14 protein-coding genes are annotated in these 15,196 nt (G+C 62.2%); 13 read left to right on the top strand and 1 reads right to left on the bottom strand.

Going from position 1 to position 15,196, the window contains the following annotated elements; all coding sequences use genetic code 11:
- Nucleotides 1–107: 107 nt before the first annotated feature.
- From cpaB to GQ651_RS12805, 10 genes are all read left to right on the top strand, one after another.
- Complete coding sequence (cpaB, locus tag GQ651_RS12850) at nt 108–947, top strand: Flp pilus assembly protein CpaB (protein WP_160764644.1); 840 nt, start codon at nt 108–110, stop codon at nt 945–947.
- Between the two features lie 214 nt (nt 948–1,161).
- On the top strand, nt 1,162–2,586 hold the full coding sequence (locus tag GQ651_RS12845) for a type II and III secretion system protein family protein (RefSeq protein WP_160764643.1): 1,425 nt from the start codon (nt 1,162–1,164) through the stop codon (nt 2,584–2,586).
- 5 nt (nt 2,587–2,591) lie between these two features.
- A complete protein-coding gene (locus GQ651_RS12840) occupies nt 2,592–3,248 on the top strand; it encodes an OmpA family protein (protein WP_160764642.1) in 657 nt (218 codons plus the stop codon).
- Between the two features lie 232 nt (nt 3,249–3,480).
- Entirely contained in the window at nt 3,481–4,734 is a 1,254-nt protein-coding gene (locus tag GQ651_RS12835) for an AAA family ATPase (protein ID WP_160764641.1), read from the top strand.
- 19 nt (nt 4,735–4,753) lie between these two features.
- Nucleotides 4,754–6,220: a CpaF family protein gene (locus GQ651_RS12830; RefSeq protein ID WP_406565465.1), complete on the top strand. Its 1,467-nt coding sequence runs from the start codon at nt 4,754–4,756 to the stop codon at nt 6,218–6,220.
- 6 nt (nt 6,221–6,226) lie between these two features.
- On the top strand, nt 6,227–7,195 hold the full coding sequence (locus GQ651_RS12825) for a type II secretion system F family protein (RefSeq protein ID WP_160764640.1): 969 nt from the start codon (nt 6,227–6,229) through the stop codon (nt 7,193–7,195).
- 4 nt (nt 7,196–7,199) lie between these two features.
- A complete protein-coding gene (locus GQ651_RS12820) occupies nt 7,200–8,198 on the top strand; it encodes a type II secretion system F family protein (protein WP_406565464.1) in 999 nt (332 codons plus the stop codon).
- Nucleotides 8,199–8,205: 7 nt separating this feature from the next.
- Nucleotides 8,206–8,781 carry a tetratricopeptide repeat protein gene (locus GQ651_RS12815; RefSeq protein ID WP_160764639.1) on the top strand — a complete coding sequence of 192 codons (576 nt, stop codon included), beginning with the start codon at nt 8,206–8,208 and terminating at the stop codon, nt 8,779–8,781.
- A gap of 44 nt (nt 8,782–8,825) precedes the next feature.
- Nucleotides 8,826–9,686 (top strand): tetratricopeptide repeat protein, encoded by an 861-nt coding sequence (locus tag GQ651_RS12810; protein WP_160764638.1) that lies wholly within the window; start codon nt 8,826–8,828, stop codon nt 9,684–9,686.
- Between the two features lie 16 nt (nt 9,687–9,702).
- Nucleotides 9,703–10,197, top strand: a complete 495-nt coding sequence (locus GQ651_RS12805) for an A24 family peptidase (protein ID WP_160764637.1) — start codon at nt 9,703–9,705, stop codon at nt 10,195–10,197.
- Here the strand turns inward: GQ651_RS12805 and GQ651_RS12800 are convergent.
- Nucleotides 10,194–11,693 carry a hypothetical protein gene (locus tag GQ651_RS12800; protein WP_160764636.1) on the bottom strand — a complete coding sequence of 500 codons (1,500 nt, stop codon included), beginning with the start codon at nt 11,691–11,693 and terminating at the stop codon, nt 10,194–10,196. The genes GQ651_RS12805 and GQ651_RS12800 overlap by 4 nt on opposite strands.
- Nucleotides 11,694–11,941: 248 nt before the next feature.
- Between GQ651_RS12800 and GQ651_RS12795 the strand changes: the two genes are divergently transcribed.
- The 3 genes from GQ651_RS12795 to GQ651_RS12785 all read left to right on the top strand — a co-directional run bounded on the left by GQ651_RS12795 (nt 11,942) and on the right by GQ651_RS12785 (nt 15,189).
- Nucleotides 11,942–13,252, top strand: a complete 1,311-nt coding sequence (locus tag GQ651_RS12795) for a P-loop NTPase family protein (protein ID WP_160764635.1) — start codon at nt 11,942–11,944, stop codon at nt 13,250–13,252.
- A gap of 177 nt (nt 13,253–13,429) precedes the next feature.
- Entirely contained in the window at nt 13,430–14,005 is a 576-nt protein-coding gene (locus GQ651_RS12790) for a hypothetical protein (RefSeq protein ID WP_160764634.1), read from the top strand.
- 113 nt (nt 14,006–14,118) lie between these two features.
- Complete coding sequence (locus GQ651_RS12785; RefSeq protein WP_160764633.1) at nt 14,119–15,189, top strand: YeeE/YedE family protein; 1,071 nt, start codon at nt 14,119–14,121, stop codon at nt 15,187–15,189.
- The last annotated feature ends 7 nt before the right edge of the window (nt 15,190–15,196 follow it).

The following is a 15,196-nucleotide window of genomic DNA, read 5'->3' as shown; positions in this document are numbered from 1 at the left end:
ACGGTCTATCCACGCTTTCGCCACAATCCTGGGTCACTCCGGGAACAGAATGACTTGGGGGCACGGCCATTTGACGCGCCAGACCCGCTGAAGAGAGAGGATTTGTCATGCGTTTGGTGTTCGGACTTGTGCTTCTTGTCGGTATCGCGCTGGCCGGTGGCGCCGTCTACATGGCCAAAGGCTATATCGGACAGCAGCAGGCACAGCTCGCCGCGGCCGAACAGGCCAAGAAAGCGATCGTACCCACTTCCGAGGTTTTCGTCGTGAAGAAGCGGCTCAACTACGGTCAGAAGCTGACGCCTGCGGACGTCAGGGCAGTACGCTGGCCGAATGCAGCGATCCCCGAAGGCGCATTCGTCAGCATGGAACAGCTGTTCCCCGAGGGTGAAAGCCGTCCTCGCGAAGTTCTGCGCGTGATCGAAAAGGACGAGGCGATCCTGTCGGCCAAGGTGACTGAGCCCGGCGAGAATGCCGGCGTCGCGTCGCGCCTGTCGCCGGGAATGCGCGCCTTCACGATCCAGACCGACGTGACATCGGGGGTGTCGGGCTTTCTGCGCCCCGGTGACCGCGTCGACGTCTACTGGACCGGCACACTCCCCGGCGGACCGCGGGTCACCCGCCTGATCGACGCCAATATGCAGATCATCGGCATCAACCAATCCGCCGACGAAGACCGCTCCAGCCCGGTTGTCGCACGCACGGTGACCGTTGAGATCACGCCCCGCCAGGTGGCGGCGCTGGCGCAAGCCCAATCCAGCGGACGCCTGTCGCTGTCGCTGGTCGGTGTCGATGACGGCACCGTTTCGGAATTCGTCGAGGTCGACCAGAACCAGCTTCTCGACATCGAAGAGAAGCAGGTCGTCGTCGCACCGCAGGAAGAGAAGTGCTACATCCGGCACCGCCGGGGCACCGAGACGGTGCAGATCGAAATTCCCTGCACGAACTAGTCAAAACTTGCCACATGAAGAAAAGCGCGCCACCATATGAGGTGGCGCGTTTCATTTGTGTCGCAAGAATTGGCTGCTGTGTTGCGACTTATCCACATAAGGTTTCGCATTCAACTGCCTGATTGTTGCAATAAATTAACCATTGCCGCATCGTGGCGCCATGCGGGCGGAGAAACCCGGTGAATGAGGCGTGATCGGGAAAAAGGCAGGTCACATGAAATTTGATAGTCTTATAAAGGCGGCAGCCCTAGGGATAGCCGCAACACTTGTGACTGCGGCGCCGTCGAGCGCTCAGTCACTGTCCATCATGGAGGGCGTCGTATCGACACCGCTGCAGGTTTCAATGAACCGCGCAGTCGTCGTCGAGGCCGACAACCCCTTCGCGGAACTGAGCATCGCGAACCCCGGCATCGCCGATATCTCGACGCTTTCGGATCGCACGATCTACATTCTGGGCAAGGCTCCGGGGCGCACGACGCTCACGCTGCTCGGCCCCGACGGTCGTCTGATCACGAATGTCGAGATTCACGTGACCCCGGACATCGCGGAGTTCAAAGAGCGGCTGCGCCAAATTCTTCCCGGCGAACCGATCGAAGTCCGCACTGCCAATGACGGCATCGTTCTTTCGGGCGTCGTGTCCTCGATCACCAAACTCGATCGTGCGCTCGACCTCGCCAACCGTTACGCACCTGACCGGGTCTCGAACCTGATGGTCGTTGGCGGCACGCAGCAGGTCATGCTCAAGGTGCGCTTCGCCGAAGTGCAGCGCCGCGTGATCAAGGACCTGTCCTCGGGCCTCAACCTGGTCCAGGCTGGCACCGATGCGGTCGTCTCGGGCGCAGCCGGCTCTGGCGCGCTCGTCGCCGGCACCAATATCGGCACTCCGGCATCGACGGTTCTGAACCTCGACGCCACAGCGGTCGGTCAGCTTGCCACGGGCTTCGAAATCGGAAGCGTCGCCTTCGGCGTCCTTCTGGAAGCGCTTGAGCAGAAAAGCCTGGTCCGCACCCTGGCCGAGCCGAACCTGACCGCGCTTTCGGGCCAGGAAGCCAGCTTCCTCGCCGGTGGCGAATATCCGATCCCCGTCTCTGACGGCGACGGTGGTGTGACGATCGAATACAAGCCCTTCGGTGTGCAGCTCAGCTTCATCCCGCGGGTGGTCGACGGTCACCGCATCAACCTGGAACTGAACGCGGCCGTGTCGTCGATCGACATCGGCACCTCGGTCACCAACTCGGGCTTCGAAGTGAACGCCTTCACCCGGCGCGAGACCAAGACCACGGTCGAGATGCTGGACGGTCAGAGCTTCGCGGTTGCCGGTCTTCTTGAAGACGACTTCAACGACGCCGTGGCGCAGGTTCCGTGGCTTGGCGACATCCCGATCCTGGGCGCGCTGTTCCGTAGCTCAAGCTACGAGCGCAACCAGTCGGAACTGGTGATCATCGTGACGCCGCATCTGGTGACCCCGACCCGTGGCGAGGCGCTTGCCCTGCCGACGGATCGTGTTCGCATCCCGACCGAGGGCGAACTGTTCCTCTTCGGACAGACGGCCCGTCCGGCTGGTGCGCCCCGCTCTGGTGCCGCCGCCGAAGTCGCGAAACAGGACTTCACCGGGTCCTATGGCTACGTGATGGAGTGAGAGAGATGACGCTCAAGATCAAAACCCTCCTTGTCGGGGCCAGCGCACTTGCTCTCGTAGCGTGCAGCGACAGCTCCTCGTTCGACAGCGAAGCGGGCGCGTTCATCGATGAAGGTGGCTTCGGCAACCCCACGATGAACAACACCCAAATCCACAATGGCGACCTGACCTTCCTCGCCAACCTGAACCAGCGGTTCTCGTCCGAGGTGCCGACCCAGGTGACCTTCCCCTTCGATGAGGCCACGCTCGATGCAGATGCACGTGCGATCCTCAACGAGCAGGCCAACTGGATCCGCCAGTTCCCCGAGATTCGCTTCAGCGTCTACGGGCACACGGACCTCGTCGGCTCGAACGCCTATAACCAGGCGCTCGGTCAGCGGCGCGCCAACGCGGTGGTCAACTACCTGGTCAGCCAGGGCGTCAACCGCTCGCGTCTGAAGGCGCTCGTTTCGTTCGGCGAAACGCGCCCGGTGATCGATACCCAGGACCGCGAACGGCGCAATCGCCGCACCGTGACGGAGGTGTCGGGCATGGTCGAGAACGCACCGATGGTGCTGCATGGCAAGTACGCGCAGATCATCTTCCGCGACTACGTGGCCAGCGCTGTGCCGCCGTCGCGCGTGTCGGGTGGTGGTATCGCTGCAATCGAAAGCGGCGGCTAAGCCCACCTGCATACACTGTTTCAAGGGGCGGCCAGTGGCCGCCCTTTTTATTCCAATCGTCTTCCAATACCGAATAATTACGGTTTTTTAGCCTCAATGTCGCCAAGATTGCCGGTCAGATCTTTGACCGTGGGGTGACCTGCGTGCGGGAATCGCTCGCGTTCGCTTCACGCCGGAAAACTGGGGCCTCGTGGAATTCGGGGGCGCCCCGGACACGGAAGGACATGAGGCTATGACGACGAACGCGGCACTACAGGACGAACCGGCGCCCTTGATGGCGTGCACGATCTCGCGTGACGTGCAGAATTTCGAGCTTTTGATCGAGGATATGGAAGCCGAGTGCGGTGAAGGCTGGGGCGACCTGTCCTTCGAAGACGCGTCGCTGTTCCTCAGTCAGCCGGATGCCGAGGGGATGGAATTCGTCGCTCTCGCCATCGACCAGGAAGACGAAGAGAATCTCGACACTCTGATCGACCTCGTGAAGATGGCGCGGGAGCGGGATATCCGCGTCCTCGTCATCGCCGAGGAAGTAAGCCCCATCGCGCTCCACAAGCTTCTGCAGGTCGGCGCCGAGGAATTCGTCCCCTACCCGCTTCCCGACGGCGCGCTGCACGATGCGCTCGACCGGATGCGCCGTGCGGCGCTCCGCCGCGACGACTCGGACCTGCCCGAGGAAATGCGGACCAAGATCAAGGCCACCGGCGACAAGAACGGCGTTGTCCTCGCGGTACAGGGTCTGGCCGGCGGCACCGGATCGACGACCTTTGCCGTGAACATGGCCTGGGAGCTTGCCAATGTGGAAGAGGATGGCGAGACGCCGCGCGTTTGCCTGATCGACCTCGATCTGCAGTTCGGCGCTATCGCGACCTATCTGGACCTGCCCCGCCGCGAAGCGGTCTTCGAGCTTCTGCAGGACACAGCATCCATGGACAGCGACAGCTTCCTGCAGGCGCTTCTGACCTTCAACGAAAAGCTTCAGGTCCTGACCGCACCGGGCGAACTGATCCCGCTTGATCTGATCAGTGCCGAGGATGTGGAACGCGTACTGGAAGTCGCGCGCACCAATTTCGACTACGTCGTGATCGACATGCCGCAATGCGTGGTGCAGTGGACGGAAACGGTGCTGAACGCGGCCCATGTCTATTTCGCTCTGACCGAGCTCGATATGCGCTCGGCGCAGAACACGCTGCGCCTGATCCGCGCGCTTAAGAGCGAAGACCTGCCCTACAACAAGATGCGCTATGTGCTGAACCGGGCGCCCAAGTTCACCGATCTCAGCGGCAAAAGCCGCGTGAAACGGATGGCCGAGAGCCTCGACATCAAGATCGAGGTCCTGATGCCCGATGGCGGCAAGCAGGTCGTTCAATCAAACGACCACGGTGTGCCGCTGTCGGAAGTCGCCGGGAAAAACCCGCTTCGCAAGGAAATGCAGAAGCTCGCCCATTCGATCCACGAATCGAACATGTCGGTTGCCGAAGGCGCCTGAGCCGAAAGGATAAAGTCCCGTGTTTTCCAAATACAAGAAAGACACCCCCGGCGTTCCGAGCGTTCCCGAGGTCAAGAACATCCCCGGAGGCACCCCGCCCTCGGGCAAGCCGATCCAGCAGGCACACCCCGAAGCCGGCACGCCTGTCCAGCGCCGGCAGAATGTCTCGAAAACGGTCGGGCGCGTCGCGCCTGCCGACAAGGAAAAAAAGCGCAAGGAGCGTCTGGGCGAGATCAAGCTCGAGCTTCACAAGCGGCTTCTGGATGACCTGAACCTCTCGGCGCTGGAAACCGCCACGGAAAGCGACCTTCGCGCCGAGATCGTCGCCATCGCCGGCGAGGCGCTGGACGAGATGGGCGTGGTTCTGAACCGCGAGGAACGCCAGACGCTGAACCAGGACCTCTATGACGAGGTGACGGGCCTCGGGCCTCTGGAGCCGCTTCTGAAAGACGACAGCGTCAACGATATTCTGGTCAACGGCCCCCAGCAGGTCTTCGTCGAACGGGCGGGCAAACTGGAGCTGACCGACACCACCTTCAAGGACGAGAAGCACCTTCTCAGGATCATCGACAAGATCGTGTCCGCCGTGGGTCGTCGTGTCGATGAACAGAACCCCTACGTCGACGCCCGCCTTGCCGACGGGTCGCGTTTCAACGCCATGGTCCCGCCGATCGCGGTCGACGGGTCGCTGGTCTCGATTCGTAAGTTCAAGAAGGAAAAGCTGTCGGTCGACGATCTCGTCAACTTCGGTGCCTTCACCGAGGAAATGGCGGCCTATCTGCAGGCCGCCGTTGCGACCCGTCTGAACGTCATCGTCTCGGGCGGTACGGGTTCGGGTAAGACGACGACGCTCAACGCGCTTTCGTCCTTCATCGACAACTCGGAACGCATCCTGACGATCGAGGATACGGCAGAACTTCAGCTGCAGCAGGTCCATGTGGGCCGGATGGAAAGCCGTCCGCCCAACGTCGAAGGTAAGGGCGCGGTCAGCCAGCGCGACTGTCTCAGAAACGCGCTTCGTATGCGTCCCGACCGGATCATCGTAGGGGAAACGCGTGGCGAAGAGGTCATCGACATGCTTCAGGCCATGAACACCGGCCACGACGGGTCGATGACCACGATCCACGCGAACTCGTCGCGCGACGCCGTCAGCCGTCTGGAAAACATGATCGCGATGGCCGGTATCGAAATGCCGATCAAGGCCGTCCGCAGCCAGATCTCCTCGGCCGTCAACCTGATCGTACAGGCAAGCCGCCTTCAGGACGGCTCGCGCCGCATGGTCTCGATCTCGGAAGTGACCGGCATGGAGGGCGAGGTCATCTCGATGCAGGAGGTCTTCCGCTATCAGCGCGTGGGCCTCACCCCGGACAACAAGATCATCGGCCATTTCACGGCCACGGGCGTCAGAAGCCACTATTCGGAGCGCTTCCGGATGTGGGGCTACGACCTGCCTGCGAACATCTTCGAACCCTTCTCGGCGGAGTAACGGACAATGGTGATTTCAGCCGAACCGCTTATCTACGGCGCGATCTTCATCGCGGTCCTGATGCTCGTTCAGGGCATCTATCTGACCGTTTTCGGCAAGTCGATCAGCCTGAACAACAAGGTCAATCGCCGCCTCGAAATGCTCGAAAAGGGCGCGGGCCGCGAACAGGTGCTGGAACAACTCCGCAAGGAGATGTCGCAGCACATGAAGTCGCGCTCGATCCCGCTCTATGCGATCCTTGCCGACAAGGCGCAGAAGGGAAACATCGCCTTCACGCCCGGTCAGCTGGTCATGCTGATGGGCATTCTCAGCGTCGTGGCGTTTTTCCTGCTGACCTTCGGCACGGCGGCGTCGCTGCCGATCCGTCTGGCCGTGTCGATCGTGATGGGCGTGGGCGCAGTTTATGTCTGGGTCAACAACACCGCCAAGAAACGCCTCGCCATGATCGAGGAACAGCTCCCCGACGCAGTGGAACTGATGGTCCGGTCGCTTCGCGTCGGCCACCCCTTTTCGTCGGCGCTCCAGATCGTCGCGAAAGAGGTACCCGATCCGCTTGGCTCGGAAATGGGCGTCATTTCGGACGAAGCGGCGTATGGCCGCGACGTGGGCGAAGCGCTCAAGCACATGGCCGAGCGGATGGATATGCAGGACCTGCGTTTCCTCGCCGTGTCGGTGACGATCCAGCAGACCTCGGGCGGCAACCTGGCCGAGATCCTCGACGGTCTCGCCAAGGTCGTCCGGGCACGTTTCAAGCTGTTCCGCAGGGTCAAGGCGATTACCGCCGAAGCGAAATGGTCGGGCACCTTCCTGTCGGTCTTCCCGCTGGTGGCGCTCGTCATGATCAACGTGCTTCAGCCGAACTACTACGACGACGTCAAAGAGACCTCGCTCTTCATCCCGGCCTGTCTTGTCGTCGCCGGCTTCCTCATCGCCAACATCTTCGTGATGAAGGCCCTCGTGAATATCAAGGTGTGACCCGATGGAACAAGTGATGCGCCTCTACGAACAGGGCAACGCGATCCTCGTCGAGAATTTCGGCGAACTCGGGCCGCTCCTGCTGATCGGCGTCCTGGGCATGTTCCTGGTGCTCCTGACGCTGCCGATCGTCCTGAAGAAAGAAAAGGACCCGCTCGACAAGATCCGCAACGCCGCGCGCGAGCTGGAAAGCGGCACCAAGGACAAGGCGCGGCTGCGCCGTGGCAAGGCCGGCAAGGACAAGCTGGCCAAGTATTCAGACTTCCTTGAACCGAAGAACCAGGAAGAATACTCGGCCGTCCGCCTGAAACTGCTTCAGGCCGGCTACCGCACCAAGGATGCCGTCCGCACCTATCACTTCCTGCAGTTCGCTCTGGGGATCGCGGGCGTGGTTCTGGGCGGTATCTATGCCGTCTACTCGGCCACGACGGGCGAGCCGTCGACGCAGGCTCTCATGGTCTCGGTTCTCATCCCGGGCGCCTGCGGATACATGCTGCCGAAATACTGGGTCACGAAGCGCCAGCAGGAACGTCAGGAGCAGATCCAGAACGGCTTCCCCGATGCGCTCGACATGATGCTGGTCTGCGTCGAGGCGGGTCAGTCGCTCGACCAGGCGATCATCCGCGTGAGCAAGGAAATCCGCGCCGGCTATCCGCCACTCGCCGACGAATTCGAGATGGTCTCGCATGAGATCAAGGCCGGTAAGGACAAGATCACCGTGCTGCGCGACATGACCGACCGCGCCGGCGTTCCGGACGTGGCCAGCTTCGTGACCGTGCTGATCCAGTCGGCCAGCTTCGGTACATCAATCGCGGAAGCGCTTCGCGTCTATGCGGCGGAAATGCGCGACAAACGCGTGATGCGTGCCGAGGAGAAGGCAAACACCTTGCCGACCAAGATGACGCTTGCCACAATGATGCTCACGGTGCCGCCGCTTCTGATCATCCTGATCGGGCCGTCGGTCTACGGTATCGTGCAAACGCTAAGCAACGTGAGTTTCTGAACGGCCCATGCGCCTGTCACCGATCGGAACCGCCATCCTCGTGATGGCCCTGGCCGCCTGCGAGAATTCGGGCGGCCTTTCCCAATCCGACGACAGCCCCTTCGCGCCGCCGACGGCGGCGGATGGGCTGGAACAGTCGGTGGACGGGCTTGTCGTCGGCCATCGGCTGATGGCGGCGGGCGAATACGAACTGGCGCTCAAGGCCTATCTGCGCGCCGCGGCGTCCGAGGGGATAAATGTCGATGTGCTGTCCGCCATCGGTTCGGCCAACCTGCAGCTCGGGCGCCTGAACCAGGCCGAACAGATCCTGCGCCGCGCTACGGAACTGGACGAAACCTTCCCGCCCGCATGGAACAATCTGGGCGTGGTACTGATGGAAAAGGGCGAATATGGAGAGGCGAGCCGGGTTTTTCGGCTGGCTTTCGCTCTTGATAGCGGTCGCAGCCCCGAAATCCGCGACAATCTCCGCTTAGCGCTCGCAAAACTGGATAATACACCGTATTCTGAGGATGAGGATAATTTCCGCCTCGTTCGGCGTGGGCCCGGCTTTTACCAGCTCCTGTCGACAGCCGAGACCCCGTAAAGAGGGCCGGCACTGGCGGATCGAGCAGCGAGAGGGCAAGGCAGATGCGCCGTATTACCGTCCTGACCACCGCCGTGCTGTGCGCGGCCGTTCTGAGTGCCTGCGAGCGCGGGTCTTCCAAGGAAGAGATCGAAGAAGCGTTAAAGGACGTCAACGTCATCGACGAGACGAACCTCAATGATGTGATGCTGACGGTCGCCGACCCCGACGAGGCGGTCGCCTATTTCGCCCGTACGAGCGCGGCGAACCCCGACAGGATCGAACTGAAGCGCGGGCTTGCCGTGTCTCTGGTCCGCGCGGGCAAGCCGACGATGGCCGCCACCGCGTGGTCCGAGGTCCTTCAGATGGAAGGCGCGAACCACGACGACCGCGTGGAATACGCCGACGCGCTGATCCGCTCCAACCGATGGGCCGATGCCGAGGCAGAACTGGACAAGATTCCGCCCACCCACGAGACCTTCAAGCGCTACCGGCTGGAGGCGATGGTCGCCGACAGCAACAAGGAGTGGAACAAGGCCGACAGCTTCTACGAGATCGCCGTCAGCCTGACGACGCGGCCGTCCGGCACGCTGAACAACTGGGGCTACTCGAAGCTGACCCGCGGTGACTATGCCGGGGCCGAGCAGTTGTTCGGCGAGGCGCTGACCTATGACAGTGGCCTCTTCACGGCCAAGAACAACCTTGTTCTGGCCCGTGCGGCACAGCGGAAATACGACATGCCCGTGGTGCCCATGACCCAGATCGAGCGTGCGCAGTTGATCCACACCGCCGCTCTTTCAGCGATCAAGCAGGGCGATGTGAACACCGGCAAGAGCCTGCTTCAGGAAGCGATCGACACGCATCCGCAGTATTTCGACGCGGCCGTGCGCAGCCTCGAAGCGCTTGAAGCCGAACGCCTGAACTAACGCCCGGGGCCGCACCATGCTCGAGACTTCCGCCACCACCGCATTGTGGTTCATCCCCTTCGTGATTCCGATCACCGTATGGGTGTCATGGAGCGACATGGCGCGCATGAAAATCCCCAACAAGGCGGTCCTTGCCCTTCTGGCGGTCTTCGTGGTCGTCGGGCTGATGGCCCTGCCAAACCTAACTGAGTACCTCTGGCGCTACGCCCATTTCGCGGTGGTACTGGTGATCGGTTTCCTTCTGAACATCTTCAGACTGGTCGGCGCGGGCGACGCGAAATTCGCCGCCGCCATGGCGCCCTTCGTTGCGCTTGGCGACTGGATGACCTTCATGTTCCTGTTGGGCGGCACGATCATCGCCGCCTTCATCCTGCACCGGATCGCCAAGGCCAGCCCGCTGCGCGCCCGCGTACCCGACTGGGAAAGCTGGAAAAAGCGCGAGTTCCCCATGGGCCTCGCGCTTGCGCCTTCGCTTCTTTTCTACCTGATCATTGCCGCGCTGCAGGGCTAGCGCACGATCCGGAACAAAGCCACCCGCTCGTTTTCGCCCACGACCTGATAGTCGAAGGGCGCTTCAGACAGCTCGAAAATGATGATCTGGCGGACCCGCTCGGCGAAGCCGCATTTCGGCACGACGACGTAGTCGGCGTTCCCGATACCGCTCAGCTCGCCATAGTACCACGGCGCTCCGTTCTGCAACGGGCGGAACGGCTCATAGAGCCAGAAGGCGGAGAGGATATCAGCTGTGAAGAGCGAGGCCCCCTCTTCGACACCCATATTACGCAGATCGGTCGAGATGGTGCGGAGCCAGTTCACGGAGCCGGCAAGAAACTCGCAATTCGGGAAGGGAATGCCCGCGATCTCGGTCGGCTCGGGCATCTCCATGAGATCGGCGTAACGGTCCCACGGCTTCCCCGGCGCGTCGAGGAACTGCTCGGCCTTCATCGAATAGCCACGGTCGCGACGGACATAGATGTCCTCCTGCCCCGGACCGCCGGCGAGCATCGGCTCGAACATCGCAGGGTCTGACCCGAAATGCCGCAGCGGCGAGACGGCCAGCGTCAGGGTCGACGGCAGATAGAGGATGCAGGCCAAAGCTGCGACCAGCAGGAAGCGGCTCGCGTCGCTGTCATCGCCCAACCGGCGGGCCTTTGTCGCCATGGCCACCAGAAGCGCCGACACCGGCACAAGCCATTTCGGATCGTTCCCGAAATTCTGCCAGGTGATGAACATGAACCCCGGCAGAAGCAGCAGCAGCCCGACCGCTTGCGGGCGATGCCCGGCGCGATGGAGAAACAGGAACGCCATGAAACCTACGGCGGTGATCGCCAGATTTCCGGGCGCGCCGACGATGTCAGCGAAGGGTACGCCAGTGTGAGGACGCACCTCGGACCCCGACACGTTCAGCAGGTCGGCGGCGTAGCCGAACCAGTAGTCCGGGCCAAGCGCGACAAGAAGGACCGCGCCGAAGACGACCCCCGCGACCAGCGCCGCAACGATTTCGCGTCGGCGTTCCTGCAGGAGAAGCGCCACCAGAACGCCGGGCACGAGCGCGACGAAGAAGGTGACCTTGAGCAGGATGAGGAGGCTGAAAAGCAATGCCAGCAGCACACCGTCGAACAGCTGAGCGGGCCGCCCCTGCCGGGGCAGCAGCGCCAGCAGAACCGCGAGCGAGGCGATGACCCAGGCCCAGCGGTTGTAATGCATCGACATCGAGATGCCCGGCCCCGTCCCGCCATAGGTCAGCGCCATCGCGAAAAGGACCATCAGCAGGCCAAAAACATAAGCCGCAAGAGCCGGAAGGCGGGTCAGACCGACATAGAGGGTAAGCGGCAGCAGACAGACGGCAAAGGCCACCTGACCGTAAAGGATCGCGTCGCCCACCGAATAGCCGAGACCCATGAAATGCGTGAACGGCACAAAGCCCAGAATGCCAAGCGGTGTGACAAAGTCGACATGGGGCCAAAGCCCTGAATTCATTCTGAAAAGCACATCCAGAAGGTGCATCGTGTCACCTTCGTGCGACGAAAGGTAAAACCCGTCAGCGCCAAGTGTAAGCCAGCCGAAAAACGCAGCCGAGACACAAAGAATTGCGATCAAAATAAGCGGATTAGGCCTGCTCATTCCCCATCCTTTTCCATTTTTTGGCCACATTAGCCGGTCAATGTCGGTCCAGCAAAGGCTTGCACCAGTTATTGTTCGAATTCGGGCAATAGCGTGGCGGGCCAAGAACTGTATGAGGCTCGGGTGAACCCATGAATATGCAAACGACGAATGTCATCGCTCCGCCGGCGCCGCGCTCGCTTGAAGGGATGCAGCTTCCGCAGGTGATGATGCGGGACATTCTTCTGAAGACCATCTTCCGCATGAACCTCGAGACGGTGCCGGAAATCTCCAAGGCGATCTGCCTGCCGATCCCGGTCACGCAGGAACTCGTGGACCTTGCGCGCCAGCAGAAACTGCTCGAATCCACCGGCACGCTGCACGCGGGATCGGGCGGTCAGATGGGCTTTCAGCTGACCGATACGGGCAAGTCGCGCGCGCTCGATGCGCTTGGACAATCCGAATATTACGGCGCCATGCCCGTCCCGCTCGACGTCTACCGCGAGCAGGTCAAGCGCCAGTCGATCCGCAACATCCAGGTCACGCGCGACCAGCTTCTGGGCGCCATGGGCCACCTGATCCTGCCGAACGAGCTTCTGGACCACCTTGGACCGGCAGTGTCGGCCGGTCGCTCGGTGCTGATGTACGGCCCGCCGGGTAACGGTAAATCGTCGATCTCGAACGGGATCCGCGACGCGCTCGGTGACAAGATCTACGTGCCGCGCGCCATCGAATATGCCGGTCAGGTCATTACCGTCTATGACCCGATCGTGCACAACGCCGCGCAGGAAATGGAGGAAGACCCCAATTCGCTCCGCCGCACGTCGAACCGCTTCGATACGCGCTATGTTCTTTGCGACCGCCCGACCGTGATCACCGGCGGTGAACTTTCGCTGTCGATGCTCGACCTCGTCTACAACCCCACCGCCCGGACCTATCAGGCACCCTTGCAGCTCAAGTCCACCGGCGGCGTCTTCATCGTCGACGACCTTGGCCGTCAGGAAGAACCGCCGCAGGCGCTGGTCAACCGCTGGATCGTGCCGCTGGAAGAGAGCAAGGACATCCTTGCCTTCCAGTCGGGCGAGAAGTTCGAAGTACCGTTCGACACGCTGGTGATCTTCTCGACCAACTTCCACCCGAACGAGATCTTCGACAAAGCGGCGCTTCGCCGGATCTTCTTCAAGATCAAGGTCGATGGTCCGTGTCAGGAAGACTACCTGAAGATCTTCGCCATGGTCGCGCGCAAGCGCAAGATGCCGCTGGACGAGGATACGCTGGTCTACCTGATCAAGAACAAGTACCCGCAGATCGACAACATCTACGCGAACTATCAGCCGATCTTCCTGATCGACCAGATGATCGCCATCTGCGAGTTCGAGGGCATTCCCTATCAGATGTCGCCGGAACTGATCGACCGGGCCTGGGCGAACATGTTCGTCAAGGAAGAGAAGATCGTCCACTAGGCAGGTCAGATCGCTCTCATTCGCAAATACTTCCCGCGTATCGCCGTCGTCATCGTTGCGGCGGCGATCAGCGGTTTTCTGGCGAATGGCGGTCTGAACCTGTTCCGGGGGGCGCCCACGGATGCCGAGATAGATCAGCTTCTGGCAGAAAGCGGCGTCAGCGAGACGTATCTCGCCATGAAACGCTATTTCCCGGAAGAGGCCGCACTCTGGCGCGAGCGGATGGGCGATCTCGTTCTCGAGCGGCGGAAGGGCATCTACAATACAACCGCCCCCCTTGCCGTTGGCGCGGACATCCGCAGCCGGAACGCGCCCTATCTGGCAAACGCGCCCGATGCTCTTCTCGTCGAGGTTCTCGAACAGCAGCACGCGCTTTTGGCCCTCTACAGCGCCGACCGCGAGGCGTGCGGTCGGCTAGCACTTGAGGGGCCGGCCGGCCTGTCAGCGGTGGAGCGGCGCAAGATGGCGCCCGTCGTCAATGAAACAACGGTGCTCTATCAGGCCATGCACGCGGGCAAGACCAACCCCGTTTCCCGTGGACCTTCGACCGATCTGGATTGGGAGGCCTTCTTTCAGGACATGCGCGCCGCGGGTTTCAGCGATGCCGATATAGAACTGATGATCGCGCCCGATCCCGCGAACCCGCGCTATTGCGACACGATCCTCGGGTTTCTGAAGACGTTGACGGTGATGGAGTTCGACGGCGCGGACCGCATCCGGGCCGAGATGGCCGTGGCAATGCTGGGAAGCTGATCGCCGCGCCCCTATGGCCCGGACGACGACACAGGGCGCGTGCCCGATCATGACCTGAATCAAGGAAGCACGGCATCGACGCGGGCAAACCCAGCCGGGAAAGGAGCCCCGGCATGGATGTCGCCCCCATACTCGATCTGGTTGGAGAGCCTGTGGGCGCCGCGCTGGCCGGGCTGACCGCAGGCATGATCTTCGGCGTCTCAGCCGAGCAATCCCGCTTCTGCCTCCGCGCCGCCGCGGTAGAGGTCGCGCGCAGGCAATGGGGCGGGCGACTTGCCGTCTGGCTTCTGACCTTCTCGACCGCGCTTCTCTGGACACAGCTCATGGACGTGACGGGCGTCATCGACCTCGAAACAAGCCGCTGGCTCGCCTCGCCGGGCACCGTCACAGGGGCCGTTGTGGGTGGCCTTGTCTTCGGTGTGGGCATGATCCTTGCGCGCGGATGTCCGGGGCGCCTGCTGACACTCGGGGCGACGGGCAATCTGAGAGCGATCCTGTCCGGTCTTGTCTTTGCCGTGGTCGCGCAGATGAGCCTTTATGGCGTTCTGTCGCCGCTTCGCGAAGCCATCTCGGGCGCCTGGACGACAGGCGGCCCGAACCCGCATGTGTTGTGGGAACTTGGCCTGCCAGCGAGCAGCGGAATTGCCATCGCGCTTGTCTTCGCCGTCGCAGCGCTTGTCATCGCCTTTCGGAACCGCGTCAGCCTGACCACGCTCTTCTTTGGCTGCGGGGTCGGCTTTGCCGTTGCGGCGGGCTGGTTCCTGACCTTCACGCTTTATCAGGCCAGCTTCGACCCAGTGCCGGTCGGCAGCCTGACCTTCTCCGGCCCGTCCGCAGATACGCTGATGTTCGTCCTGTCGTCGGACCGTGCGCTCGACTTCGACGTGGGTCTGATCCCCGGCGTCGCCATCGCCGCGTTCCTGTCGGCCTGGGTGTCGGGACGGCTGGAGTGGCAGGGCTGGGACGGTGCAGGCGCGATGCGGCGCTATCTGACCGGGGCGGCGCTGATGGGGTTCGGCGCGATGACGGCGGGCGGCTGCACCATCGGAGCGGGCGTCACGGGGGGATCGACTTTCGCCTTCACCGCTTGGCTGGCGCTGACGGCAATCTGGGCGGGCGGCATGATCGCCGACAGGCTGATCGACCAGCGTCCCGCCGCGGCGTCACCGGCGGTTCCAACCTGAACCGATC

Origin of the sequence: Kangsaoukella pontilimi, assembly GCF_009830125.1 — a bacterium.
GTDB lineage: Bacteria > Pseudomonadota > Alphaproteobacteria > Rhodobacterales > Rhodobacteraceae > Kangsaoukella > Kangsaoukella pontilimi.
This window is presented reverse-complemented; position numbering and strand designations above follow the sequence as displayed.